Origin of the sequence: Pontibacter kalidii (genome assembly GCF_026278245.1) — a bacterium.
GTDB classification, from domain to species: domain Bacteria; phylum Bacteroidota; class Bacteroidia; order Cytophagales; family Hymenobacteraceae; genus Pontibacter; species Pontibacter kalidii.
Genome location: NZ_CP111079.1, coordinates 3,559,363 through 3,586,250, shown reverse-complemented (window position 1 = coordinate 3,586,250; position 26,888 = coordinate 3,559,363). Strand labels below are relative to the sequence as shown.

At 54.0% G+C, this 26,888-nt stretch carries 22 protein-coding genes and 1 pseudogene; 5 read left to right on the top strand and 18 right to left on the bottom strand.

The genetic code is table 11. The annotated features are described in order from the left end of the window. Window positions 1-32: 32 nt before the first annotated feature. Complete coding sequence (locus OH144_RS14905) at window positions 33-1,664, bottom strand: glycosyltransferase family 39 protein (protein WP_266203072.1); 1,632 nt, start codon at window positions 1,662-1,664, stop codon at window positions 33-35. Window positions 1,665-1,767: 103 nt separating this feature from the next. Between OH144_RS14905 and OH144_RS14900 the strand changes: the two genes are divergently transcribed. Both OH144_RS14900 and aspS read left to right on the top strand, forming a co-directional pair. Beyond that, window positions 1,768-2,631, top strand: coding sequence for a glycerophosphodiester phosphodiesterase (locus OH144_RS14900; protein ID WP_266203071.1), 864 nt, complete (start codon window positions 1,768-1,770; stop codon window positions 2,629-2,631). Window positions 2,632-2,704: 73 nt separating this feature from the next. Beyond that, the gene (gene aspS / locus OH144_RS14895; protein ID WP_266203070.1) at window positions 2,705-4,465 is read left to right on the top strand and encodes an aspartate--tRNA ligase; all 1,761 of its coding nucleotides are present in this window, start codon (window positions 2,705-2,707) and stop codon (window positions 4,463-4,465) included. 268 nt (window positions 4,466-4,733) lie between these two features. Here aspS and OH144_RS14890 read toward each other — a convergent pair whose 3' ends face one another. The 5 genes and pseudogenes from OH144_RS14890 to nuoK form a co-directional block, all read right to left on the bottom strand. Next, window positions 4,734-5,444 carry a dioxygenase family protein gene (locus tag OH144_RS14890; protein WP_266203069.1) on the bottom strand — a complete coding sequence of 237 codons (711 nt, stop codon included), beginning with the start codon at window positions 5,442-5,444 and terminating at the stop codon, window positions 4,734-4,736. Between the two features lie 103 nt (window positions 5,445-5,547). Beyond that, a complete protein-coding gene (locus OH144_RS14885) occupies window positions 5,548-6,936 on the bottom strand; it encodes an NADH-quinone oxidoreductase subunit N (protein WP_266203068.1) in 1,389 nt (462 codons plus the stop codon). Window positions 6,937-6,977: 41 nt separating this feature from the next. Continuing rightward, window positions 6,978-8,429 (bottom strand): complex I subunit 4 family protein, encoded by a 1,452-nt coding sequence (locus tag OH144_RS14880; RefSeq protein WP_266203067.1) that lies wholly within the window; start codon window positions 8,427-8,429, stop codon window positions 6,978-6,980. A gap of 12 nt (window positions 8,430-8,441) precedes the next feature. Continuing rightward, window positions 8,442-10,405, bottom strand: a pseudogene (nuoL, locus tag OH144_RS21575) (NADH-quinone oxidoreductase subunit L). A gap of 55 nt (window positions 10,406-10,460) precedes the next feature. Next, window positions 10,461-10,790, bottom strand: a complete 330-nt coding sequence (gene nuoK / locus OH144_RS14870) for an NADH-quinone oxidoreductase subunit NuoK (protein WP_266203066.1) — start codon at window positions 10,788-10,790, stop codon at window positions 10,461-10,463. 255 nt (window positions 10,791-11,045) lie between these two features. Between nuoK and OH144_RS14865 the strand changes: the two genes are divergently transcribed. After that, window positions 11,046-12,086 carry a DUF6929 family protein gene (locus OH144_RS14865; protein ID WP_266203065.1) on the top strand — a complete coding sequence of 347 codons (1,041 nt, stop codon included), beginning with the start codon at window positions 11,046-11,048 and terminating at the stop codon, window positions 12,084-12,086. An 85-nt stretch (window positions 12,087-12,171) separates the two neighbouring features. Here the strand turns inward: OH144_RS14865 and OH144_RS14860 are convergent, their stop codons facing one another. From OH144_RS14860 to pruA, 11 genes are all read right to left on the bottom strand, one after another. Beyond that, a complete protein-coding gene (locus OH144_RS14860) occupies window positions 12,172-12,690 on the bottom strand; it encodes an NADH-quinone oxidoreductase subunit J family protein (RefSeq protein WP_266203064.1) in 519 nt (172 codons plus the stop codon). Window positions 12,691-12,694: 4 nt separating this feature from the next. After that, a complete protein-coding gene (locus OH144_RS14855; protein WP_266203063.1) occupies window positions 12,695-13,204 on the bottom strand; it encodes a NuoI/complex I 23 kDa subunit family protein in 510 nt (169 codons plus the stop codon). 84 nt (window positions 13,205-13,288) lie between these two features. Next, complete coding sequence (gene nuoH / locus OH144_RS14850; RefSeq protein ID WP_266203062.1) at window positions 13,289-14,344, bottom strand: NADH-quinone oxidoreductase subunit NuoH; 1,056 nt, start codon at window positions 14,342-14,344, stop codon at window positions 13,289-13,291. 3 nt (window positions 14,345-14,347) lie between these two features. Then, window positions 14,348-15,328 carry a 2Fe-2S iron-sulfur cluster-binding protein gene (locus OH144_RS14845; RefSeq protein ID WP_266203061.1) on the bottom strand — a complete coding sequence of 327 codons (981 nt, stop codon included), beginning with the start codon at window positions 15,326-15,328 and terminating at the stop codon, window positions 14,348-14,350. Window positions 15,329-15,544: 216 nt separating this feature from the next. After that, window positions 15,545-16,891, bottom strand: coding sequence for an NADH-quinone oxidoreductase subunit NuoF (gene nuoF / locus OH144_RS14840; protein ID WP_266203060.1), 1,347 nt, complete (start codon window positions 16,889-16,891; stop codon window positions 15,545-15,547). A 152-nt stretch (window positions 16,892-17,043) separates the two neighbouring features. After that, complete coding sequence (locus tag OH144_RS14835; RefSeq protein ID WP_266203059.1) at window positions 17,044-17,577, bottom strand: NADH-quinone oxidoreductase subunit NuoE family protein; 534 nt, start codon at window positions 17,575-17,577, stop codon at window positions 17,044-17,046. Window positions 17,578-17,636: 59 nt separating this feature from the next. Then, on the bottom strand, window positions 17,637-18,881 hold the full coding sequence (gene nuoD / locus OH144_RS14830; protein ID WP_266203058.1) for an NADH dehydrogenase (quinone) subunit D: 1,245 nt from the start codon (window positions 18,879-18,881) through the stop codon (window positions 17,637-17,639). Window positions 18,882-18,934: 53 nt separating this feature from the next. After that, window positions 18,935-19,441, bottom strand: coding sequence for an NADH-quinone oxidoreductase subunit C (locus OH144_RS14825; protein ID WP_266203057.1), 507 nt, complete (start codon window positions 19,439-19,441; stop codon window positions 18,935-18,937). A gap of 5 nt (window positions 19,442-19,446) precedes the next feature. Continuing rightward, window positions 19,447-20,001, bottom strand: a complete 555-nt coding sequence (locus OH144_RS14820; RefSeq protein WP_323134733.1) for an NADH-quinone oxidoreductase subunit B — start codon at window positions 19,999-20,001, stop codon at window positions 19,447-19,449. Between the two features lie 85 nt (window positions 20,002-20,086). Next, complete coding sequence (locus OH144_RS14815; protein WP_266203056.1) at window positions 20,087-20,461, bottom strand: NADH-quinone oxidoreductase subunit A; 375 nt, start codon at window positions 20,459-20,461, stop codon at window positions 20,087-20,089. Window positions 20,462-20,685: 224 nt separating this feature from the next. Then, complete coding sequence (gene pruA, locus OH144_RS14810) at window positions 20,686-22,320, bottom strand: L-glutamate gamma-semialdehyde dehydrogenase (protein ID WP_266203055.1); 1,635 nt, start codon at window positions 22,318-22,320, stop codon at window positions 20,686-20,688. A gap of 312 nt (window positions 22,321-22,632) precedes the next feature. Here pruA and OH144_RS14805 point away from each other — a divergent pair, with 312 nt between their 5' ends. After that, window positions 22,633-25,209 carry a family 20 glycosylhydrolase gene (locus OH144_RS14805; RefSeq protein ID WP_266203054.1) on the top strand — a complete coding sequence of 859 codons (2,577 nt, stop codon included), beginning with the start codon at window positions 22,633-22,635 and terminating at the stop codon, window positions 25,207-25,209. Window positions 25,210-25,620: 411 nt separating this feature from the next. Then, complete coding sequence (locus OH144_RS14800; protein ID WP_266203053.1) at window positions 25,621-26,031, top strand: hypothetical protein; 411 nt, start codon at window positions 25,621-25,623, stop codon at window positions 26,029-26,031. A gap of 58 nt (window positions 26,032-26,089) precedes the next feature. On the opposite strand, the gene OH144_RS14795 is transcribed toward OH144_RS14800, so the two are convergent. Continuing rightward, on the bottom strand, window positions 26,090-26,791 hold the full coding sequence (locus tag OH144_RS14795) for a YjjG family noncanonical pyrimidine nucleotidase (protein WP_266203052.1): 702 nt from the start codon (window positions 26,789-26,791) through the stop codon (window positions 26,090-26,092). Window positions 26,792-26,888: the final 97 nt, after the last annotated feature.

Genomic DNA, 26,888 nt, shown 5'->3' with positions numbered 1-26,888 from the left:
CGCCAGAGAAAATAAGTTTCTCTACTCACTCATTACCTCACTTTATAAATCTGCACATGCTCGTCCTTGTGCACGCGTGGATTCAGCAGGTGCAGCAGCCTGTCGTAGAGCGATGGGTTAATGGTATGCTCCAGTTCCAGGTTCGGGAAAAGCTGCTGCAGGCGAGCCATGCGCTCCTCCATATCCTTGTTGCCTACCACCACCACATAGTCTGGCTTGTATGGCGAGGCTGCAATTTCTTTCTGAAGCTCCTGCGTCGTTTTATCCCTGTTCAAAGTATAAGCCATCACAAAATCCTCGGGAAGCTGCTTTTGTCCCTGCAAGTACTCCTCCCATACCATGTCTTCATCAATGATATACTTATCGTACACGGCACTGGTGCGGCCCAGGTAGAAGAGCGGCGGCTTTTTAACGCTGTGGTTGCCAAACTCGAGCACCACGCCGTCCATTTCCTGCTTCTCGGAGAGATATACCAGCGGGGCCACGCGGCTCTTTTTGGTATAAGTAAAGGCCATGCCCACCGTGGCCAGCAGGTTCAGCACCCAGAAAAATATCCAGGAGGCTGCCAGCAGCCTGCGACGGTTTTGCCAGAAGGCAGAGCCACGCACGAACTGCTGCCAGCCGATCACCCCCAAAACCATAATGAGTGGCAGCAGCGGAAGTATAAAGCGCTCCTGCTTATTGGGGAACAGCGAGTGTGCCACGAAAAAGATCAGCCCGCCCCAGAAGAGGGCAGGGGCCAGCCTGGCCGTGCGGGCATAACCCACTATCAGAAAGGCACTCACCGGCGGCACCAGAAAACCCAGTATGGTCAGGGCAAAGCGGTAAACGGGGCCGGAGCTGAAGTCGTTGGCGTGCTCGGAGTTATACTGGTAGTAGGCTACGATGGAGTGGAAAGGATAGTCGAAGAAGACGATGTCGATCACGCCCTGCACCAGGAACGCGGCCACCAGAAAGCCCAGCAGCACCGCCATCGCCTCGCGCCACTTGCGCTGGTAGAGCAGCACCAGTCCGGCGCCGGCCCCAAACAGTACCGTATGGTAGCGGAACACAAAGGCTAGGGCAAACAAAACACCCGCCCAGAAATAGGGCAGCCAGCGCTTTCGGTCCGTCTGCTCCTCCTTCACCATCAGGTAAAAGGCGGCCAGGTAGGGCGGAATGCACACCATCTCCACCAGGTTGCGCACGCTCATGAACGGCATAAACCACACCAGCGCCAGCATCAGGCCTACCATACGTGCGTTGGCGCGGTTCGAGAGCCGCTCCGTTAACTTATAGCCAAAGTATACCACCAGCAGCGAGTACAGTGCATGCACCAGGCGCACCACTGTCATCTTCACCTCCGGGCTAAAAATGCCCACGGCCTCCAACACATAGAATATGGCGTAGTGGATGAGCACGTAAAGCATGCTGTGGCGCGGCGGCATTGGCTCGTTCAGCCACAGCGGGAAGCCATCCAGCCAGCCCTGCGCAATCGTGATTACGTCGAAATGGTCATCGCTGAAGGCAAAGCCCTTGGAGAAGAAAGCGGCCAGTAAGCGGATGGCCAGTGCTATGAGAAGTATGGTGGAAAGCGGGATGAGGTAACGCTCCTGCGGCTGGCCCAGCGTTTCCGCGTCGGCGGTAAAGGCCTTAGCTACAGTTGTTTTGGTGGTACTTTGCATTTTATAAGAGTTGTGCGACTGCAAATTTAACGGTAATTATAAAGATTCTGTGTTAACTTCGTTGTTTAAAGAGATATTTTAGGAATACGCCCCCATCCACTACATGTCGAAGCGCAACATCTGGCTGTCTATACTTGCTTTCGTGCTGCTTGCCCTAGCCATTGTTGTCTGGCTGATGCGCCGCCACGACGAGGTGAAGTATAAGGAGGTGCTGGTGCTGGGTCATGCCGGCTCCGGCTTTTTATCGCCCCTCAACCCGTTTAACCCGCTCCCCTCCAACAGCATGGCCTCTATTGTAAAGGCGATGGAGGAGAACGGTGCCGATGGCGTGGAGGTAGACGTGCAGCTGAGCCAGGACGGCGTGCTTATACTTTACCATGACGTAACGCTGGAAAGTATGACGGAGGCGGAGGGTATCATTGATAACCTTCCGGCTGCCGGGGTGGTGGGCCTGAAGTACAAGGGCGGCTTTTTCTATGACCTGTTCCATGATGAGGAGATTATCACGCTGGAGGTGCTGCTGCAGCGCTTTGCCACCTATCCGGAGCTGCCTTACCTGCACCTGGACCTGCGCAACCAGAACCCGAGCCGCCATTTGTATTATGCCCAGACACTGATGGCCCTGTTGCGTAAGTATGCTTATCCTTTGGAAAGAACGGTGTTCATCTCCCCAAACCCTGCTTTTCTGAAAGCTTTCAGGGAAGTGGAGCCCCAGGCACAGTTGATGATCGATACTGCTGGGGATTTTGAGCAGGCGCTGGTAGAGGCGCAGAACAACCAGCTAAACGGCATTTGCGCCAATGGGCGTGATGTATCGCCTCAGCAGGTGCAGCAGGCAAAAGCGCAGGGGCTGCAGGTGGCCTTGTTTGGCGGAAAATCCCGCTCCCGCATCGCCCGCATGATCAACATGAGGCCCGACGCCATACAGGTAGATAACGTGGCCGCCGCGCGCGATTTGCTGGAGTAACATTTGCGCCGGATACAGCAAACCAAGGCTAAGATTATTACATTTGCATAAAACTATAGAAGTAGATCATACTATGTTCCGAACACATACTTGCGGCGAGCTTCGCCTGGACAACGTTGGCGAAGAGGTAATATTAACAGGGTGGGTGCAGCGCCTGCGCGACAAGGGCGGCATGCTGTGGGTAGACCTGCGCGACCGTTACGGCATCACGCAGCTGACTATGGAAGAAGGCATCACGCCAGCCGTGATCATGGAGCAGGCGCGAAACCTGGGCCGGGAGTATGTGGTGAAGGTGATTGGCAGGGTAGTGGAGCGCTATTCCAAAAACGACAAGATCCCGACCGGCGACATTGAGCTGCACGTGTCTAAGATCGTGGTGCTGAACCCCTCTAAGCTGCCGCCTTTCCTGATTGAGGACGAGACGGACGGCGGGGATGACCTGCGCATGAAGTACCGCTACCTGGACCTGCGCCGCGCCCCGGTGCGCCGCAACCTGGAGCTGCGCCACCGCATGATGCGCGCCACCCGCGACTACCTCAACGGCATTGACTTTATTGAGGTGGAAACGCCCTACCTGATCAAATCTACGCCAGAAGGTGCCCGCGACTTCGTGGTGCCAAGCCGCATGAACCCGGGCGAGTTTTACGCTCTGCCGCAGTCGCCGCAGACCTTTAAGCAGCTGCTGATGGTATCGGGCTTCGACAAGTACTTCCAGATCGTGAAATGCTTCCGTGACGAAGACCTGCGCGCCGACCGCCAGCCGGAGTTCACCCAGATCGACTGCGAAATGTCTTTCGTGACGCAGGAGGATATCCTCCATACCTTCGAGGGCTTTATCAAGTATTTGTTCGAGAAGGTGAAAGGCGTGAAGATAGGCAAGCTGCCGCGCATGACGTATGCCGACGCCATGAAGTTCTACGGCTCCGATAAACCGGATACGCGCTTCGACATGCGTTTTGTGGAGCTGAACCCGCTGGTGAAGAACAAGGGCTTCAAGGTGTTTGATGATGCCGAACTGGTTGTGGGGATCTGCGCCCAGGGAGCGGCCAGCTATACCCGCAAGCAGGTAGATGAGCTGACTGACTTTGTGAAGCGTCCGCAGATTGGCGCTACTGGCTTGGTTTACGCCCGCGTGAACGAAGATGGAAGTATAAAATCATCAGTAGACAAATTCTACTCCTCCGAGGATCTGCAGGCATGGGCCGCTGCCTTTAACGCCAAACCCGGCGACCTTATACTTATACTTGCCGGTGATGCCGACAGAACCCGCAAGGCCCTCAACGAGCTGCGCCTGGAGATGGGCACGCGCCTGGGGCTGCGCGACAAGAACGTATTCGCCCCGCTGTGGGTGGTGGACTTCCCGTTGCTGGAATGGGACGAGGATAGCAAGCGCTACCATGCCATGCACCATCCGTTCACCTCGCCGAAGCTGGAGGACATCGAACTCATCGACGACCGCCCGGGCAATATCCGCGCCAATGCCTACGACATGGTGATCAACGGGGTGGAAGTTGGAGGCGGGTCCATTCGTATTCACGACCGTCGTCTGCAGGAGCAGATGTTCCGCTTGCTGGGCTTCTCCAAGGCAGAGGCGGAGGCGCAGTTCGGCTTCCTTATGAGCGCATTTGAGTATGGCGCACCACCGCACGGGGGCATCGCCTTCGGCTTCGACCGCCTGTGCTCGCTCTTCGGCGGCTCCGACTCCATCCGCGACTACATCGCCTTCCCGAAGAACAACTCCGGCCGCGACGTGATGATAGATGCCCCGGCTCCTATAGCAGATGCTCAGCTCGATGAGTTACACATAAACATGAAAAACCTGCCGCAAAAGTAACAGTCGTTTTTCCACAGCTTATAAGAAGGCCTGCCACAGTTTCAGTGGCAGGCCTTCTGTTTTTATCCCCAATCTATACTTTAAGCCATGGACAATGTGGATAAGTGTGTGGATTGAAGGATAAAATCAGCCTTTATCCACCATCTAAAGCATAAATTCCTATAGCGGTGTGGATATGTGGATAACTCCTGTTGATAGGTGGGTATGAAGCAAGTTAAAGATGGGTTACAGATTTTATACTTTGTTGTGTATGATGCTGTGGGGCTGATTAATCTTTCTCCGGATAATCCGGAACATTTCTTCCAAGTATGATGTCGCGGTTCGCTGCCTGCACACCATTCTCCTGCACCGTTTGCACAATGCCGCTTCCGCCTCTGTTTTCAAGCTTGTCCCGATAGGCCTCTGTCAGGCGAAGATCCTCCTCAAAAAGAATATCATCAATATAGTACTCGTTGGGCAGCTCTGGCTCCTTTACCAGTAAATGTATATGCGCTGGGCCTGATCTTCCCGGATAGTGGCCAGGGCGGATGGTATAGATGCTGTACTGCCCTTGCCCATCTGTCTTTACCCACCCCCGAATATAGCCATGCGGCCTTACTTTCGGGTCCAGACCCTCTCTGTTTGCATATACTCCCTCGCTGTTCGTGTGCCAGTAGTATAGGAGAATATTTGGGGCCCGCGTTTTGCCATCAGGCTTATAAACGGTGCCGCTTATTCTCAGCTTTTGCCCCGACGACTCTTTCCAGGCGGCATTGGTATCGGTGGTGTTTATATTTTCTGGCGAGTCCACATACATCAGTTCACAGGTGTCACAGTTGCCGCCCACCCGGTGCGTGGCCTGTCCAGCAGCGGCTTTGGTGCTTTGAGAGGCACTACTACCGGACTGTGCGTCGCAGGCTGTACCCGCCATTAGAAAACAAACGGATGCTAGGCAGAGGGGTAGAAATCTGTTCATGGCCACCAGGTATAATCGTACCATGCTTTATACTTCAACTGTTCCTACTTGTTTGGGGGAGTACCGGTCATGAAACAAAAAAGGCTGCCTATGCAGGCAGCCTTTCCTTATAAAGTATACATCAGTACTAGAGCAGCTCGCTAACCAGCGCAGGGGCTATACCTAGTAGTATGGTCAGGATGGTTAAAACGATGAGTGTGAAAGCGGCGAAGCCCTCCACACGTACGGTCTTGTAGTTGGCAGCAGGCTGCATGTACATGGCTATCACCACCCGGAAGTAGTAGTAGATACCCACTGCGGCAAGTATAACCGCCAGCACCACCAGCCACAGCATGTCCGGGTTCTGCAGCACGGCAGAGAACACAAAGAACTTACCAAAGAAACCTGCTGTAAGCGGAATACCGCCCAAGGAGAGCATCGATACCGTCATGGCGAAAGCCAGGAGCGGGTTTGTTTTGCCCAGTCCGTTAAAGGCTTCGTAGTCGGCGCTCTTGCGCTGGTCCTGCACCATTTTCAGCACACCAAAGGCGGCGATAGTAGCTGCGGAATAAGCCGCAGAATAGAACAGGATGGCTGTGTCGGAAGACGCATTGAAGGCCATCAGCGCCATCAGCATATAGCCGGCATGCGAGATGCTCGAGTAAGCCATCATGCGCTTAAAGCTTGTCTGTATCACAGCACCAATGTTGCCAACCACCAGTGTTAGCACGGTAATGGCCACCACTGTCGGGAACCAGGCGGCATAGGAAGCTGCAAAGGCTGCGGCCATTAATTTATAGAATGCCGCTACACCGGCCGTCTTTACCACAGTAGACATGAAGGCGGTAAAGAAGGTTGGTGTGCCATCATACACGTCGGGCGCCCAGAAGTGGAAGGGGGCAGCGGAGATCTTGAAGGAGATACCGATCACCAGTACCAGGATGCCCATCACGAACATGCTATCCATCACACCGTCCGCTCCAAGCGCTGCCTGTGCGGCGCCAATCTCTGTGATATTGAATGTGCCGGTGGCTCCGTAGATCATCACAATGCCAAACAGCATGATGCCCGTGAAGAAAGAACCCATCAGGAAGTACTTCAGCGCTGCTTCGTTAGAGCGAAGGCTGCTTTTGTCGCTTCCGGCCAGCACATACATGGCGATAGAGAGAATCTCCACACCGATAAAGAGCATGATCAGGTTTTCGTACCCCACCATCATCACGGCGCCTACGAGTGAAAAGAGCAGGAGCGAGTAGTACTCGGCCAGATTCGAGTCGCCTTTATCGATATAGCGCTGCGAGAAAGGCAGCAGCAGCAGCGTGGTAAGGGTCATGATGCCCGTGAAAGCCACGGCATAGTTATCTACGGTCAGCATGTTGCTGAAGTAGGTCTGGGTATCGTTCCAATCCAGCAGGTTCACGCCAAACACTACTGCTAAAAACACCAGCACCAGCGGCAGCAGCATCTGTTTGTTCTTTGCAAACCCTGCAAAAAGGTTAATGATACCAAAGACAGATAGAAGTATGATCGAGGTCATGTCGTCGTATTTCTGTAAAACGCTTTATTCTTTATAGCCGCTTAGCGGTTAATGATGCTCAGCAGGTTGTTCACGGCAGGCTCCGAGATGCTCAGGAAGGTGTTCGGGAACAAGCCGATCCAGAAAACCATCACCACCAGCGGAATCAGCACAGCTTTCTCGTTCAGGGTCAGGTCAGCGAAGGTCTCGGTTACTTCAGACTTCGTGCCGAACATCACCCCTTGGAACATGCGCAGCATGTACACCGCGGCAAGTATGATGGTCAGACCGGCCACGCCGCCAAACCAGGCATTGTACTGAAACACGCCGGACAGCAGCAGGAACTCACCCACGAAGCCATTTGTCAGCGGCAGCGCCACAGAGCCCAGCAGCAGGATCATGAAGAAAATCGACAGCACCTTGGCATTCTGGGTAATACCGCCCAGGCTGGTGATCTCCCTGGTATTGGTGCGGCTAAAAATGATGTCGATGATGAAGAACAGGCCCACCACGTTAATACCGTGGCTCAGCATCTGAATAACGCCCCCTTGCAGGCCCTGCTCGTTCAGGGTAAAGATACCGGCCGCGATCAGGCCCACGTGCGCGATGGAGGAGTAAGCGATCAGGCGCTTCAGGTCGCGCTGGCGAATGGCGATGACAGAGGCGTAAATAATGCCGATGATGGCCAACACAAGCACCACCTCATCCCACTGGCTTACGCCGAAGGGCACCACAGGCAGCAACCAGCGCAGCACACCGTAAATACCCATCTTCAGCATGATGCCCGAAAGCAGCATGGTGGCCTGTGCAGGCGACTCCGTATAGGTATCCGGTTGCCAGGTATGGAATGGGAACACCGGCATCTTGATCGCGAAGGCGATGAAGAGGAACCAGAAGATCCAGCTCTGCGACTCAGCGGAAAGCGATAACTGGTAGAAAGCATTTACATCCGAAGAGTGCGTGCCCGGCGTCTGTAAGTAAAGGTATACGAAGGCAGCCAGCATGAACAGCGAGCCGAAGATCGTATACACAAAGAACTTAAACGTAACGCGAATGCGGTTAGCACCGCCCCAAACCGCAGCGATAAAGTAGATCGGAATCAGCGCCACCTCCCACATGAAGTAGAAGAGGAAGGCATCCATGGCTACAAACACACCGATCAGGCCGGTCTGCATGAACAGGATGAGGGCGTAGAAAACGTTCGGGTTCTTGTACTCGTGCTTATAGGCTGACAGTATGATCAGCGGCACCAGGAAGGTCGTTAGCAGGACCATCAGCAGGCTGATGCCGTCCATACCAATGCTGAAGCTGATACCTGCACTTTCGATCCAGGGTAGGCTAAGGGCGAGCTGGGTGGCACCGCTTTGGGTGTCGAATGCTGAGAGAGCGAAAAGTGACAACGCAAATTGAACTAGCGCTGCTACAAAAGCCACTTTCTTGGCACCCTGTCCTTTTATGAGCAGCACCAGAAGCGCGGCAAGGGCAGGCCAGAAAAGTAATAGAGCTGTTATCATCTTCTAAGAACCTTATCCGATAAAGAAGTTTAAAAATAAAATCAGGACGATGCTGAACACCATCACCATCAGGTAGAAGCCGGTGGCACCGCTTTGTGCGTAGCGCAGCGTGCGGCTGCTATACGTGGTCAGCTTTCCAAAACCGTTTACAATGCCGTCTACCACTTTCACGTCCAGCACACGGTGTAACATAGTAGACATCCACATCAGCGGACGCACGATGGTGGTGTCGTAAATTTCGTCGATGTAGTACTTGTGGTAGATCAGGTTGTGGAGAGGAGACAGGCGCTCGCCTTCCGGCACCGGAACTGTCTTTTTGCTCACATACATGGTGTAGGCAATACCAGCCGCTACCAGGGCCACTACAACAGATACGCCCATCAACAGCCACTCTGTAGTGTGGTCGAGGTGCATCGGCTCCACGGCGGCAGGGTTAGCCACACGTGCAAAGTCGTAGATAGGAGCCAGGTAGTTCTGCATCACGTGCAGGTTCTCGCCGAATACCGGCGGAATTCCGAGGAAACCGCCTACGGTAGAAAGGATAGCCAGCACGATCAGCGGCAGTGTCATCGACATGGGCGACTCGTGCAGGTGGCTTTTCTGTGCTTCTGTACCTCTGAACGATCCGAAGAAAGTGAGGAACACCAGGCGGAACATGTAGAAAGAGGTCATAAATGAGGCCAGTACACCTAAGCCCCACAGCAGCTTGCTATGCTCCCAGGCGTGGGCCAGCAACTCATCCTTGGAGAAGAAACCGGCGAACGGCGGGATACCAGCAATGGCCAGCGTACCGATCAGGAAGGTGATAAACGTAATGGGCAGGTACTTGCGCAGGCCGCCCATGTAGCGGATGTCCTGCTCGTTGCTCATGGCGTGGATCACAGAACCGGCACCCAGGAACAGCAGCGCCTTAAAGAAAGCATGCGTCAGTACGTGGAAGATGGAGGAGGAGAAGGCCATCACACCCAGCGCCAGGAACATGTAACCCAGCTGCGATACGGTAGAGTAAGCCAGTACTTTCTTGATGTCGTTCTGCGCCAGACCGATCGTGGCGGCCAGCAGCGCTGTAGCCACACCCACAATCGCAATCACTTCCAGGGTGGTAGGGGCCAGCACGTACAGCACGTTCGAGCGTAGCACCATGTAGATACCAGCCGTCACCATGGTGGCGGCGTGGATCAGGGCTGAAACCGGCGTAGGACCCGCCATCGCATCCGGAAGCCAGGTGAAGAGCGGAATCTGCGCGCTCTTACCCATGGCGCCCACAAACAGGAGCAGGTAATGGCAATCATTACGCCAGAGTCGATACCACCGGTATAATTGGCGGCTTCAGCAAAAACCTGTGGGTAACTAACCGATCCGAACGTGATGAAGATGAGGAAGATGCCCAGCAGGAAGCCCAGGTCACCGATGCGGTTCATCACAAAGGCTTTCTTGGCGGCGTTGTTGTAGCTGTTGTTCTTGTTCCAGAGGAGCATGGCGCTACAGCCGATGAGCAGGTAGGAGCAAAGGCCCACGCCTTCCCAGCCCACGAACATCATTACGTAGTTGGAGCCCATCACCAGCAGCAGCATGGAGAACATGAACAGGTTGATGAAGGCGAAGAACTTTCCGAAGTTCTCGTCGTGGCTCATGTAGCCGGCCGAGTAGAGGTGGATCAGGAAGCCGATGCCGGTCACCATCAGCATCATTAGCAGCGTGAGCTGGTCTATCAGGAACGAGAAGCCAACCTGCATGCCGCCCACCGAAATCCAGTCGTAGTAATCCACTATGTAGGCGCGGCTGCCGTTAGCCGTAAAATCAAGGAACAGGTAGACAGTGATCAGGAAAGAAGCCAGCACTGTGCCGCTACCAATAAAGCTCACCAGGCCTTTCGCTATGCTGCGGTTGCCCAGTCCGTTGATAATAAAGCCGGCCAGCGGCAGTAACGGAATAAGCAGACAAAGCAGTGCCATCCCCTGGTTGTTAATCGGCATTACAATCTCTTGCATCAGTATAAGTGTTTAAGCTATTCAGCGTATGTTAGGGCTGTTACCACTTCAGGTAGTTCAGCAGTTGTACATCAGTAGAGCGGATGTTGCGGTAGGTCATCACAATGATAGCCAGGCCAACGGTCACTTCTGCGGCGGCAACCGCCATGATAAAGAAGACAAATACCTGCGCGTTCGTGTCACCTCTGTAAGAGGCCATGGCCGTCAGCAGCAGGTTCACTGAGTTCAGCATCAGCTCGATACACATAAAGATCACGATGGCGTTGCGGCGCGTAAGCACGCCGATAATACCGATAACAAAAAGAGCCGCGCTGAAGTAAAGGTAATAGTCTAATGGAATGGTCCGGATGACCTCAGGTATGTTGTTCATTTTCTGTGTGACTGAACGGATTACTCTTAATTTTCGATCCAAAAATCAAGTCGCAAAGTTATCCCCATTTTTGTAAAAACCATAACATATTTCCTATTCTTATTGGCCCTGCAGGGGCATTGTTACACAGCATTTTCCCATTTCTCAGGCAATCCTTTCATATTCCCGGAAATTATTTTTTCTGATGGCAGGGAAGGCGGCGAATTATACTTTTGGGCCATGTTTGCGTAGCTATGGGAGTTATACTTTATCCTTATGAAGCACCGATACTTTTTATACTTTCTGATGCCGCTCCTCCTGCTCCTACTGGCCTGTAAGTCCGGGCCGCCCGAGGCAAGTGCCGACATCAGTGAAACCGCAGAGAGAATGAAAGAGCTGAAACTGACTGCCAGCACCACGCGCAAGGTGTTTTACAAGAATCTGCCCTCCGCCTCCGGGCTGGAGCATGTGCAGGGTGCTTTCTATGTGCTCGGCGATGACTCCCCGTTCCTCTACCGGCTCGACGAGATGTATGAGTTGGTGCAGCAGTACCCGCTGTTCGATACCACGGGTGTTGTGAAGGGGCGTATCCCGAAGGAGGAGAAGCCCGACCTGGAAAGTATGGCGCGCCTCAGCTATGGCCGTGACGAGATGCTGCTGCTGCTGGGCTCGGGCGCCAGCGCGGCCCGCTCTAAGGGGTATCTGGTGAATCTGTCTGAGAACATGCAGGTGCAGGAGCTGGATCTGAGTCGTTTTTATACTTTCCTGAAACAGGTGCTACGCCTGGAGAGCGAGGGACAGCTAAACCTGGAGGGCCTGGCCATGGATGAAGTATACGCTTACCTGCTGCAGCGGCCTCTCGGCGCAGGCACCAACACGCTTCTCCGTTTCGAGTCCAGCGCTTTTAAGGATTTTATACTTGGCCGGGGAGAGATGCCCGCTGCTGCCTTGTATCATTTCTCGCTGCCGCAATTGGGGCAGGTGCGTGCTGGCTTTTCGGGCGCTTGCTCGCTGGATGGAAAACTGTTCTTCACCGCCTCCGTGGAGGATACGCCCAATGCCATTGATGATGGCGAGGTACACGGTAGCTTTATAGGAACAATTGACCTGAGGGCTTTGCCACTAGCCCTGGATGCTGCCAACCCACTACCGGTGCCGGTGGTGCAGTTGAACAATGAAGACGGATCAGCCTACGCGGGTAAGGCGGAGTCGCTGGTGGTGCTGAAAGGGGAGGAGCGGACGTACAAGGTCGTGGTGGTATCAGACGACGATAAGGGCCACTCGGAGTTGCTGGAGGTGCAGCTAGCGGTGGAGTAAGTATAAACCGGCATAAACAGAAAAGCAGCAGGCCGGAAGTATAAGTCCGGCCTGCTGCTTTTATACTTGTAAGGTTTGGGCTTGTTTAGAAATGGCTCTCGCCTGCCTCCTTTTTGCCGATCATCACAGCACCCACCATGGCTACCAGGAACAAGACAGAGGTAAGCTCAAATGGCAGCAGGTAGTCCGTATACAGCACATAACCCAGGTTCTCCACCATACCTACCTGCGAGTTGTACGTGTCGGGGTTATACCCTGCCAGGGTAGCGTCTTTAAGGGCGGAAACCAGTACGATAAACAGCAGACCACCGGCAATGGCACCGGCAAACTTGCTGATCGTAGAGGCTTTGATGGCATTGTCGCCTCCCGTCTTCTTCACGTTCAGGAACATGATCACGAAGAGGAAAAGTACCATGATAGCACCTGCGTATACGATGATGTTTACCACCGCCAGGAACTGCGCGTTTAGCAGCACGTAGTGGCCGGAGATTGTAAAGAAGGTGATGATCAGGAACAGAACGCTATGCACTGGGTTTTTGGATATTACTACCAACAGGGCACACAGCAGCGTTAGCGAAGCAAGGAAAAAGAACAGGCTCTCCATCAGACTATTTCGTTTCGGTGGTCTTATTTGGCTCTACCAGGCGGTCTTTGCCGTAGATAAATTCGTCGCGCTCAAAGCGGGCAGGGGCAAGCTTATCGTCCTGCAGGAAAATCGCCGCCTTCGGGCAGGCCTCCTCGCAAAGGCCGCAGAAAATGCAGCGCAGCATGTTCACCTCATAGGTAACGGCATACTTCTCCTCCCGGTAGAGGTGCTCCTCACCCGCCTTGCGCTCGCCAGCCGTCATGGTGATGGCTTCGGCCGGACAGGCCACGGCACACAGGCCACAGGCCGTGCAACGCTCACGTCCTTCCTCATCGCGCTTCAGCACGTGCAGGCCACGCCACACTGAGCTGCGCTCACGCGTTTGCTCCGGGTACTGTACGGTCGCTTTCTTTTTAAAGAAGTGCTTTATCGTTATGCCAAGGCCTTGGGCAATAGCAGGAAGGTACGCGCGCTCTGCGAACGTCATCTCCTTCTGCGCCACTTCCTTTCTTCTATTTGATAGTGGTTCCATCTCTATTCAGTTCTGAGTGTTGTACAGGCAATGTATACTTTAACAGGCTGCCCGCCGTCAACATTCAAATTTCGATACTATAGTTTAAAATAAATAGTCTTTCAGCAGAATTCCGCCCGCTGTCAGCAGGATGTTCAGGATCGCCAGCGGGAAGAGGATATTCCAGCCCAGCTTCATCAGTTGGTCGTAGCGGAAGCGCGGAAGCGTCCAGCGTACCCACATAAAGAAGAAGATGAACAGGAAGATCTTGGCAAACATGGCTACCACGCCCACCAGCGTGACGATGTTATTGGCCAGCACCGGGTCACTGATGGCCTGGCGCAGGTTCTCCATGAACGGGAAGTTGTAGGCGCCAAAGTATAGCGTAGCCATTACCGCTGACACCACAAAGATGTTAATGTACTCTGCGAACAGGTACATGCCCAGTTTCATGGAGCCATACTCTGTGTGGTAGCCACCGATCAGCTCGGCCTCAGACTCGGGTAAGTCGAATGGGGTGCGGTTCGTCTCGGCAAAGGCACAGATCAGGAAGATCAGGAAGCCCAGCGGCTGGTACCAGATGTTCCAGTTAAAGCCTGCCTGCTGCTCTGCGATCTCGCGCAGCGAAAGCGAGCCTGTCAGCATTAGCACCGCGATCAGCGAAAGGCCCATGGCCAGTTCGTAGCTGATGTTCTGCGATGCCGCACGGATAGCACCCAACAGCGAGAACTTGTTGTTGGAAGCCCAGCCGCCGATCATCAGACCATACACACCCAGCGATACCACGCCAAAGATATAGAGTACCCCAATATTCACCTCAATGGCCTGCAGGTACACTTCGCGCCCCCCCACGATGAGCATGTCGCCAAACGGTATTACCGCGCTCGACATGGTCGCCACGAGCATGGCTATGCCCGGGCCAAGTATAAACAGCGTCTTGTTGGCCTTGGCGGGGATAAAATCCTCTTTGAAGAACAGCTTGCCGGCGTCAGCCAGCGGCTGCAGCAAACCAGCCGGACCGGCACGGTTCGGGCCCACGCGGTCCTGGATAAAGGCCGCTATCTTACGCTCAAAGTAAGTCGAGTAGGTGGCTATCAGCAGGGTGATGCCGAAGATAACCAGGATGTAAATCGCTTTGTATAGTAGGTCTACAGACTCCATTTCTTATTCCTGTGGCAGGTTTTTCTTAGTGGATGTTGGCAGGTTAGGCACGATCGGAACGTTTACAACCGGCAGCTCATAGTGGTTGGCCGAGATCACAGAAGCTCTGTCGATATGGCGCGGTCCTTCAATGGTCCAGTCTTTTACCTCTTTTGTGTCGAAGCGGCAGGTGTTACAGATAAACTCCTCCACCTCATTGTACTGGTCCTTGCGGGCTGTTACGCGCAGTACCTCCTCGCCACGCGTCCACAGCGTTACCTTACCCGAGCAGGTAGGGCAATCGCGATGCGCATCCATCGGTTTGGTGAACCACACACGGTTCTTAAAGCGCCAGGTCTTGTCTGTGAGAGCACCCACCGGGCACACATCGATCACGTTGCCGGAGAACTCGTTGTCTACCATGTTCTCGATATAGGTACCGATCTCTGCGGCATCGCCACGACCTAATACACCGTGAACACGCTCCGGAGTAACCTGGTCTGCCGTGTACACGCAGCGGTAGCACAGGATACAGCGCGTCATGTGCAGCTGGATGTATGGGCCCAGGTCAACCTTGTTGAACGTGCGGCGCTCTTCTTCAAAGCGCTGCGCGCTGATGCCGTGCTCGTAAGAAAGGTCCTGCAGGTTGCACTCACCGGCCTGGTCGCAGATAGGGCAATCGAGCGGGTGGTTGATGAGCAGCATCTCCACGATGCCTTTGCGGGCGTTGAGCACGTCCTCGTTGGTGCTGTTTTCCACCACCATGCCGTCCTGTACCTGCGTGATGCACGAAGCTACCAGCTTAGGCATAGGGCGCGGGTCTTTGGTAGAGCCCTGCGTTACTTTTACCAGGCACACGCGGCACTTACCACCGCTGCCTTTCAAAGGCGTGTAATAGCACATGGCAGGAGGCACTACTTTACCCCCGATTTTACGTGCGGCCTGTAAGATGGTAGTTCCGTCTTCTACCTCTATCTCAATGCCATCTATGGTTACTTTAGCCATTTTATATCCTATTGTTCGTTTGTCGTTGTTCGTTTCTTGACAGAAGCAGGACAACGAACGGTTTTAGCTATACTTGTTTACTATTCTTGCTCTTCCTCTTTGTCATTCTGTAAGGATCTTGTGGGCAAGCCGCAATGGCTTCTTCACAATTCAACCAAGGTTCTTTCAGAATGACAGAAAGATGAATGTCTTGACACGTATGTCGTGCTACGCGTCTTACGCTGTTACAGCGTCGAGTTGGCCTCTGTACACCGCACCCGGGGCTGTGGCCTCTTTCGGGTTGTTGATGTGCCACTCAAACTCGTGGCGGAAGTGGCGGACAGCACTTGCCACCGGCCATGCGGCTGCATCACCCAGCGGGCAGATGGTGTTTCCTTCGATCTGTTTGGCTACGCTTACCAGCAGGTCGATGTCCTGCTGATGGCCGTGGCCGTACTCGATGCGGTGCAGCACTTTCTCCATCCAGCCTGTACCCTCACGGCATGGGCTGCACTGCCCACAAGATTCGTGGTGGTAGAAGCGGGCATAGTTCCATGTGTTGCGCACAATGCACTGGTCTTCATCAAACACGATAAAGGCACCCGAGCCCAGCATGGAGCCGCTCACAAAGCCGCCGTCAGACAGCGACTCGTAAGACATCAGGCGATCTTCGCCGGCAGCCGTTTTCAGGATCAGGTTGGCGGGCAGAATCGGCACGGATGAACCTCCCGGCACCACGGCCTTCAGTTGCTTGCCTTTCCAGATGCCGCCGCAATACTGGTCTGAGTAGATGAATTCCTCTACCGGCACACCCAGCTCAATTTCGTAAACGCCCGGGTTGTTGATGTTACCGCTGGCAGAGATCAGTTTGGTGCCTGTGCTACGGCCAATACCAATTTTGGCATACTCCGCGCCGCCGTTGTTCACGATCCAGGGCACAGCAGAGATGGTCTCCACGTTGTTTACCACGGTTGGGCTCTGGAACAGGCCTTTCACCGCCGGGAACGGAGGCTTGTTGCGCGGGTTGCCACGCTTGCCTTCCAAAGACTCCAGCAGGGCTGTTTCCTCGCCGCAGATGTAGGCACCGCCACCCGGCGCCACATGCAGGTCCAGGTCGTAGCCCGAGCCAAGTATGTTTTTGCCCAGCAAACCGGCCGCATACGCCTCCGCGATGGCTTTCTCCAGGATGCGCAGCACAAACAACAACTCGCCACGGATGTAGATATAAGAAGTGTTGGCTCCCAGCGCGTAGCTCGACGTGATCATCCCTTCGATCAGCGCGTGCGGGTTTTTCTCCATGAACCAGCGGTCCTTGAACGTGCCCGGCTCCGATTCGTCAGCATTGCAAACGAGGTAGCGCGGAATACCCTCCGGCTTTGCCAGGAAGCTCCATTTCATACCCGTCGGGAAGCCGGCGCCACCGCGGCCACGCAGGCCCGATGTTTTCACCTCTTCCACCACCTCATCCGGAGACATCGTTTTCAGGGCTTTCTCTACTGATTTGTAGCCGCCGTGCTTGCGATATACTTCCAGCGTCTCGATGCCGGGAACGTTGATATGCTCAGTTAATATTTTAAGTCCCATTGTAACAGGATATATAGCTTGGCAGTTGCTTTACCGGCTTCTGCCTGTTTATACTTTATTAGTGACTGACAAAGGAGCTTTTGACAAAGGACAAAAGAGGTGATGCAAGTATAAAGTCTTTTGTCTAATAGTCTTTTGTCACAAGGTCCGGTTTACTTTTTCCAGACCGGCGTTTCGTGCTCCTTGGTGCGCATCGTCTCCAGGAACTCATCCAGCTTCTCTTCGCTGTCGATGTTTTCGTAGAACAGCTCGCGCACCTGCAGCATCGGGCCTGAGCCGCAAGAGGCAAGGCATTCTACCGGCTTCAGCGTAAACATGCCGTCGGCGGTGGTCTCGCCTTCCTCGATGTTGAGTTTCTGCTTGATCATGTCGATGATCTGGTCGGCGCCGCGCAGGCAGCAAGGGCCGGTGCGGCATACTTCCAGCACATGCTTTCCAACCGGCTTGAGGTTGAACATGGTATAGAACGTGGCCACCTCGTATACTTCGATCGGCTGAATGTTCAGGATCTCGGCTACTTTGTCCATCACCTCGGGGCTTACCCAGCCGCCAAACTCCGCCTGCGCGATGTGCAGGATGGGAAGTATAGCAGACTTCTGGCGTCCTTCCGGATAGTGGCTGATGTAGCGCTGGATCTCGGCCATGGCTGCATCAGAAAACTTAACTTCGTTTATTGTCTCTGCCATTTTTCAGTTGTCATCGATCATTTATCATTGATCAATGTTAAATGGTAAATGATAAATGTTTATGCGTCGAGCTCGCCGGCGATTACGTTCAGGCTACTCAGGGTCAGGATCGCGTCGGCCAGCTGCCCGCCTTTGATCATTTCGGTGTAGGCCTGGTAGTAGATAAAGCAAGGGCGTCGGAAATGCAGGCGGTATGGCGTGCGGCCACCGTCGCTGATCAGGTAGAAGCCCAATTCGCCGTTACCGCCTTCCACGCTGTGGTATACTTCGCCAACCGGCGCATCTACCTCACCCATCACGATCTTGAAGTGATAGATCAGCGCTTCCATGCTGGTATAAACCGCCTGTTTCGGAGGCAGGTAGTAGTGCGGCGCGTCGGCGTGGTAGGAGCCCTCCGGCAGGTTCTTGTAAGCCTGCTCAATGATTTTGAGGCTTTGCCATACTTCCTCGTTGCGCACCAGGAAGCGGTCATACGTGTCCCCTTTGGAGCCTACCGGGATTTCGAACTCAAAGTCTTCGTAAGAAGAGTATGGGTTCATCACGCGCACATCATAGTCCACGCCGGTGGCACGCAGGTTCGGGCCGGTAAAGCCATAGCTGAGCGCTCGCTCAGCAGAAATAGCGCCCACGTCCGTGGTTCTGTCGATGAAGATGCGGTTGCGGGTCAGCATTTTCTCAAACTCCGCCCATACTTTCGGGAAGCGCTTCAGAAACTCGTCGATCATATGCAGGGCCTTCGGCGACAGGTCGCGCTCCATGCCCCCGATGCGGCCCATGTTCGTCGTCAGACGGGCACCGCATACTTCCTCGTAAATGTCGTAGATGTGCTCGCGCTCCTGCATCACGTACAGGAAGCCGGTAAAGGCACCGGAGTCCACCCCCAGGATCGAGTTACAGATCAGGTGGTCGGAGATACGGGCCAGCTCCATCATGATCACGCGGATATACTGCGCACGCTTCGGCACCGAAATGCCCAGCAACTTCTCCACCGTCATGTGATACCCCATGTTATTGATAGGGGAGGAGCAGTAGTTCATGCGGTCGGTGAGCGGCGTGATCTGGTAGAAAGGCCGGCGCTCTGCAATCTTCTCGAAGGCGCGGTGGATATAGCCGATGGTCGGCACAGCATCCACGATCACCTCGCCATCCATTTGCAGGATGTTCTGGAAAATACCGTGCGTGGCCGGGTGGGTTGGCCCCAGGTTCAGCGTGGTAAGCGGCCGCTCTTCCTTAATAGCAAGTCCGTGGTCTTTACGGAACTGCTCTATGTCGGTAAGCTCGGCGGTTTTATTTTCAGTAGCCATGATGGTCTTCTTTTTCTGTCAGCTATAGTTGTTAGTAACTATACAAAACTGGCTTAACGTCCGAAATAAGTGTTGATCTTATCTTCCCTTGTCTGGTCCTCCAGCGGGTACTGCTTCAGCATCGGGTGGTACTCCATCTCCTCAATATTGAGGATGCGGGTCAGGTTCGGGTGGCCGATAAACTTGAAGCCGTAAAAGTCGAATGCCTCGCGCTCCATCCAGTTGGCGGTGGCGTACAGGTCCGTTAAGGTGGGCAGCACCGGGTCCGAGGCCGGCATGTACACCTTAATGCGGATGCGGTAATTGTGGCGCAGGCTGTGCTTCTGGTACATCATGCACATTTCCTTCTCGCCCTGGCCCGGGTAGTGGATACCGCACATGGTGGTCAGGAAGCTAATCTGCAGTTCCTTGTCGTCGCGCAGGTATTTCACCAGCTTATGTATGGTCTCGCGGTTGGTGGTGATCGTCATGATGCCATCCGGGTTCATTGCGTCCCAGATGTTCTCTTCCCCAAACTCGCTGATGATCTTGCCGAGTACGTTTTCGTTCGTAAGCTCCATGCTGCTTATTTAATGTTGTAAGAGGCTAAGAGTGCCTGATATTCCGGAGAGTCGCGGCGGCGAAGCGATTCGCTTTCGGCCAGTTCCTGCACGCGCATCAAACCATCGAGTATCTGCTCGGGGCGCGGCGGGCAACCCGGCACGTATACATCCACCGGCACTACGCGGTCGATACCCTGCAGCACAGAGTAGGTGTCGAAGATACCGCCGGAAGAGGCGCATGCACCCACGGCAATCACCCAGCGCGGCTCGGCCATCTGCTCGTACACCTGCTTCACCACCGGGCCCATCTTCTTGGCGATGGTTCCCATCACCATCAGGATGTCGGCCTGGCGGGGCGAGAAGCTCGGGCGCTCCGAGCCGAAGCGGGAAATGTCATAGTTGGCGCCCATGGTGGCCATGTACTCAATACCGCAGCAGGAGGTGGCAAACGGCAACGGCCACAGCGAATGCTTGCGGGCAAGGCCTATCACTTTCTCTAACGAAGTGGCAAAGAAACCCGCGCCGGAAATGCCCTCGGGGGCCTCGGCCATCATTATATCTTTATTCGTATCGCTCATGTCGAGATTATTTTGTTGTACTGAAAGTATGGTATAAACCTGCTACAGAACAACGGTTAATTCTCAAAAGTTTAATATTCGTAGTCTACTTAAGAATGCCCTTCTTGATCTCGTAAAAGAAGCCTGCCAGCAACACGCCCAGGAAGATGAGCATTGGGAAGAAGAAATCCAGGCCATACTCGCGGAAGTTTACTGCCCAGGGGTACATGAAAATGATCTCCACGTCGAACAGCACGAACAGGATGGCCGTGATAAAGTACTTGTAGGAAATAGGCGTACGGGCATCTCCCACCGACTCGATGCCGCTTTCCCAGGCGGCGCCCTTTACGGCACTGGTTCTCTTGGGGCCCAGCAGGTGTGTCAGTACCAGTGCAAAAATCACAAACCCGAGTGCAGCCGCAAACTGGATAAAAATTGGCAGGTAATCCGACGGTAAATACTGATTTACAGATGGTTCCATAACACTGTGTCGCTTTCTTAAGATTTGGGAGCAAAATTAGGTATAAATAGCCATTAATCAAAAGTATAAGCCAAGTGTAAAAGGCTTAAAAGCCGCATAGCCGGGAAGTTCTCAGAAAATAAAGTTAAAACAATATTTTTAACCATGGAGGAACTGCAGGTGCAAATAAAAAGCCACGCCCTTTTGGGGCGTGGCCTCTGTTATAGCTACTTAGAAAGTATGGCTTACTTGTTCTCGCCCAGGAACGGGTAACGGTAATCCACCGGCGGTACAAAGGTCTCCTTGATAGAACGGGCAGACACCCAACGCAGCAGGTTCAGCATAGAGCCGGCCTTGTCGTTGGTGCCGGAGGCACGGGCGCCGCCGAACGGCTGCTGGCCCACCACGGCGCCGGTTGGCTTGTCGTTGATGTAGAAGTTGCCGGCCGCCTGGTCCAGGCGCTTGGTGGCATATTCTACGATGTAGCGGTCCTGGCTGAAGATAGCACCGGTCAGGGCGTACGGCGAGGTGGCGTTCACCAACTCCACGGTGTCTTCGAAGTTGTCCTCATCATACACGTAGAGCGTGATCACCGGGCCAAAGATCTCCTCGCACATGGTAATGTACTGCGGGTTGTGCGAGAGCAGCACAGTTGGCTCGATGAAGTAGCCTTTCGACTTGTCGTAGTTGCCGCCGGCGATTACCTCTACCTCGTTGCTCTCTTTGGCATTGTCGATGTAGCGGGCAATCTTGTCGAACGACTTCTCGTCGATCACGGCGTTGATGAAGTTGCCGAAGTCCTCTGGCGCGCCCATTTTAAACGTCTTCAGGTCTTCGATCACATATTCTCGTACCTCGTCCCACAGGTTGCTCGGAATGTAGGCACGCGAGGCCGCGGAGCACTTCTGGCCTTGGAACTCAAACGCGCCGCGCGAGATGGCCGTAGCCAGTGCCTTGGCATCGGCAGACTTATGGGCAAGTATGAAGTCCTTGCCGCCGGTCTCGCCTACGATGCGTGGGTATGTCTTATACTTGTGGATGTTGTTGCCAATCGTTTTCCAGATGTTCTGGAACACGCCGGTACTGCCCGTAAAGTGGATGCCGGCAAAGTCAGCGTGGTTGAAGATCACGTCTCCGGCCGTTGGGCCGTCCACGTACACCAGGTTGATCACGCCATCCGGAAGGCCGGCTTCGCGGAACAGCTCCATGATCATCTGGGCAGCGTAAATTTGCGTGTTGGCAGGTTTCCAAACCACCACGTTGCCCATCATGGCCACAGAAGAAGGCAGGTTGCCGGCGATAGCCGTGAAGTTAAATGGCGTGAGCGCAAATACAAAGCCTTCGAGTGGGCGGTGCTCCATGCGGTTCCAAACGCCCGGCGATGACTCCGGCTGCATGTGGTAAATCTCGGTAGCATACTCGGCGTTGAAGCGCAAAAAGTCGACTAGCTCGCAGGCAGAGTCGATCTCGGCCTGGTAGGCGTTCTTGGACTGGCCCAGCATGGTAGCGGCATTCAATCTTGCTCTCCAGGGGCCGGCCAGCAGCTCAGCAGCCTTCAGGAAAATGCTGATGCGGTGTTCCCAGCCCATAGCGGCCCAAGCCTCGCGTGCGGCAAGCGCCGCGTTTATCGCCTGTTCCACGTGAGACGCGTCGCCCTCGCTGAAGTGACCAAGTATGTGCTGGTGGTCGTGCGGCTGCACCAGGGGCTTCTTGTTGTCGGTGTACACCTTGTCGCCGCCGATGTACATGGGCACATCCAACTGCTGCGACTTCAGTTCTTTATAGGTGCGCTGTAGTTCCTCGCGCTCCGGGGAGCCCGGTGCATACGATTTTACAGGCTCATTTACTGGGGTAGGTACTCTAAAAAATCCGGTTGCCATTACGTATATCGTTACAGATTCAGAATTAAATGTGTATACTTTAAATACGGCCCCTGAAGGCCATCTAGACAAAGATAAGGCTTATTATTTGATTTTTTGGCATGAACCGGCGAGAGCTTTAGCCGGGGTGTGGCATTATACCTTGGGCATGCGTAAGGATGGCTTCCGTAAGCGCAGCAGGTGTCGTGGCTATACTTTCTGCCTGGTGTTGCTAAATCTAGCTATACCTATTTTATTATATCTCTAAATTATTTATAAATTGATAGCGAGTAAGTGACGCATTGTCCACTTGGTCTTATACAAACAGAAGATATGAAAAAACTAACCGTAGGAGTATGGCTGCTCGCCCAGGCCATGCTTATGAGTTGCTCCCAGATTTCCTCGGATACCACTGCCGTGTCGGCTGCCAGTGAAACGGGGGCAGAAGCGCAGGGCCTGAGCCTGAAGTTAGAGCTGGCCGAAAACCAATACCAGAACAGGGGGCAATCCCGGTCGGTATTAACGATCACCAATAACGGTCAGGAGGCACTGCCTGCCAAAGGGTGGAAGCTCTATTTTAACGGAGGCGCACTGAAAGCGGCTGATTCTACGGTGGCGACCATAGAGCACTTCAACGGCGACCTGCACTTCCTGGCGCCGGGGCCCGAGTTCGAGGCAATAGCGCCTGGTGCGTCGGGTACAGTAGAGGTGCTGGGCCGCGCTGTCCGCAATGTCTCCAACTTCCCTAGAGGGTTCTATATCGTTTATGATGCGGAGCCGGGGAAAGGCATTCCTGTTTCGCTGGAAATTGAGCCGGGTAAGCACTTCGAGGAGGCCACGCAACAGTTCGCAGCGAAGGTTTATGAGGCTAATGCCGCTATACAGGACCTGCCGGCGACAGCGCTGACCAAAGTTTTCCCGACTCCGGTTTCGTACCAGGAAAAAGGAAAGCCTTTTATTGTAGACGCAAAGGTAAGTGTGGTAGCCGATGCAGCCTTCAGAAGAGAAGCCGAGCACCTGTCAACGGTACTGGCTACAGCCTTGGGGCAGAAACCTGCCGTACAGAGCAGTGCTACCGGCAAGGCAATTTTTCTCAGGAAAAAGCCTGGCATGGGAGCAGAAGAGTATACATTAAGTGTAAACCCGGAGCGGATAGAGATCACCGCTTCCTCACCTGCCGGCGCTTTCTACGGTGTGCAGTCGCTTAAAACGCTGCTGCCGGCTACCGCTTACGCGGGCAAGGCAGCTACTGTAGAAGTGGCAGGCGTAGAAGTGAAGGACGCCCCGCGCTTTGGGTACAGAGGTTTCATGATGGACATGGCCCGCAACTTTCAGCCTAAGGCGGAGGTGCTGAAGGTGTTGGACGTGATGGCCCTGTACAAGATGAACAAGCTGCATTTCCACTTCAGCGAGGACGAGGGATGGCGCCTTGAAATTCGTCCGTTGCCGGAGCTTACCGCTGTGGGCGGCACGCGTGCCCATACTACCGATGGCAGAAGCAGCATTGTGCCTTCTTACGGCTCCGGCCCGGATGCAAGCAATAAAGCAGGCACGGGCTTTTACAGCAGGGAAGACTTTATCGAGATACTCCAGTATGCGCGCGACCGCCACATCGAGGTGATCCCGGAGATTGAGACTCCGGGCCACGCCAGGGCTGCCATAAAGGCCATGGATGCCCGCTACATGAAACTGATGGACGAGGGTAAGAAGGAGGAAGCGGAACGCTACCTGCTGCGCGACCTGAACGATAAGTCGGTTTACCGCTCGGTGCAGGGCTGGAACGACAACATCATGGATGTGTCGCTGCCTTCTACCTACAACTTCCTGGAGACAGTGGTGGATGAGATCAGGAGCATGTATAAAGAGGCAGAAGCGCCACTGCACACCATACACTTTGGGGGGGATGAGGTGCCGGCAGGCGTGTGGGAGAAATCGCCCTCCGTACAGCGTCTTATCAGCCAGAACCCAAAGGTTAAAAACGCAGACGACCTGTGGTATTACTATTTCGACAAGGTAAACCAGATGCTGCAGGAGCGCGGCCTGTACCTGTCGGGCTGGGAGGAAATAGGGCTGCGAAAAGAAGTTAAGAACGAAAAGGTGAATTGGGTGCCGAACCAGCAGTTCGCCTCTGAAAACTTCCACGTGAATGTATGGAAAAACAATCCTGGCTCAGGTGCCGAGGACCTGGCTTACCGCATGGCGAATGCCGGGTATAAAGTCATCCTGACTGGGGTGACCCACTTTTACCTGGACCTTGCCTATAACCCTTCCTATAGTGAGCCAGGCCTCTACTGGGGCGGCTATGTAGACATCGACAAACCGTTTTACTTTATACCCTACGATTACCTCCGCAACCTGAAGGAGGATGATAAGGGTAATCCGCTGGACCGGTCCATCATCAAGAGCAAGGAGGCACTGACGGAGAAAGGAAAGGCAAATATTGTGGGCATTGAAGCGCCGCTCTGGTCTGAGACGAATATTACCACCGAAGACTTCGAGTATAAACTGCTGCCCAAACTGCTGGGCGTGGCCGAGCGCGCCTGGGCGAAAGACCCTGACTGGGCCAAAGAAAAAGCCCCGGCAACAAGCGAAAAGCTTTACAGCCAGGCCTGGTCTGAGTTTATCAACGTGGTAGGTAAGCGGGAGCTGCCACGGCTGGATCACTTCGCAGGAGGGTATGGGTACAGAATCCCGACGGCGGGTGCAAAGGTGGTAGACGGAAAGGTAGCGGCCAATGTGCAGTTCCCAGGCTTTACCATCCGATACACGACGGACGGCACAGAGCCAACCAAAACCAGCCCTGCCTACACCGAGCCTATTGTGGCAACCGGAGCAGTGAAGCTACGGGTCTTCAATGCCGCAGGACGGGGAGGGCATACCATAACCGTGCAAAATCAAAGCTCCATGTAGCAGCAGGAGCTGTAAGGAGGCAGAACTGACTATGGCCTACAGATTGCAGGACGCAATCTGTAGGCCATATTTTTTTATGTCAGCCATGTTTACAGCTTATCATTTCATGCCAGCCGATTAATCAGGTATACTTTTCTACGGCTTTTGTGTATAGGTCAATACCTGATTTGCTTTTACCATTCATCGTGTGCCGTCCATGTGTTGCGAAAGCGTTAAGATACAAGTCCCTTTGTTAAGTAGAATTGCACTGGTGTGCGTGCTTTTTTGTGCAAAATCCTTTAATATAACGTAAAAAGGTAAGGTTTGCTGAGTTTATATGGAGCTTGAGTGTAACAAAAATTGCACTCTATTGCGTATAAGGTTCCGGCCCTTGCCTGTAGGCAGCGGCTGTGTTACCAAATTTTAAGAATTATGAAAAAATCGAATAAAACGTACGCAAAAGTAATGTTGGCAGCAGCCTTAGGCTTTTCTTTTGCTGCCGAAGCTACAAACCTTACATCTGCCAAAGCTGAGACGGTGGTAGTAACCCTGCAAGACGATAAGCTGCCCATGCAGCAGGAGCTGCTGGGTGAGTTTGCCGATATCAGCACCATAACGGCGGCTAACACGCGCCAGGCCTACATCACTTTTATGGAGAATGTGCGCGAGCAGAAAGGCGCCTGGGGTGACGAAGAGTGGCAAAACGCCAAGAATGTGCTGGAAAGGCTAAACGCACACAAGGAGACAGTAGAAAAAGAACTCGGCACCGATGACAAGGGCAAGATCAAAATGCTGCAGTCCGAGTTCAGGTCGCTGGAAACGGCAGCCGACATTAAAGACTAAGTATACAGCCAAGTATAAACAGAAAGGGCGGTGGTTTTCCATCGCCCTTTTTGATTTTTTATAGAATCCGTTTCAGCTCGCTCAGGCAGCTGATCTCATACGTTGGCTTGGGCCTTTTGCGGGCCTTGCTCTTCTCGGGGTTAAAGTATACCTGGTCTATGCCGGCGCTGCGGGCGCCCTCAATGTCGCACTCGTAGTTGTCGCCGACCATCAGGCACTCCTCGGGGCGCACGTTCACCCGGTCCAGCAGGTGGTGGAACATGCGCTGGTCCGGCTTTTTGTACCCGCAGCACTCCGAGGTAACCACCTCCCCGAAGTAATCGTGGAGCATAGCCGCGCTCATTTTTACCTGCTGCACCTCCTTGAAGCCGTTGGTGATGATGTGGAGCCCATACTTTGGCTGCAGGTATTGCAGCACGTCGTAGGTATAGGGGAACACCGCCGTTTTGGTGGGGCAAAGCGCAATGTACGCCTCCGAGATACCCTCGGGCACCTCGTGCTCGGCCAGTCCCAGGCCGGTCAGGGTTTTCACAAAGCGGCTCCGGCGCAGCTCCTGCTGCGAGATCCTGCCTCTGTTATAGAGGTCCCAGAGGCGGGTATTCACGAATTTATACTTGCGGTAGAACGAGTCGCACGTAAACTTGCCGTGCTTTGCCAGCTCAAACTGCTCATATAAAGTATAAAGGGTCTCCTCTGAGTTCTTCTCAAAATCCCACAAAGTATGGTCCAGGTCAAAGAGGATGTGTGTGTAGGTCTTCATAAAGGAAATAAGTAGGGGCTTAGGTAAGAGTACAACGCCATTGCAGGGCGGATGTTTCGGGAACGGAGGAGAAAGTAAAGGCGCGCGGTGGAACTGC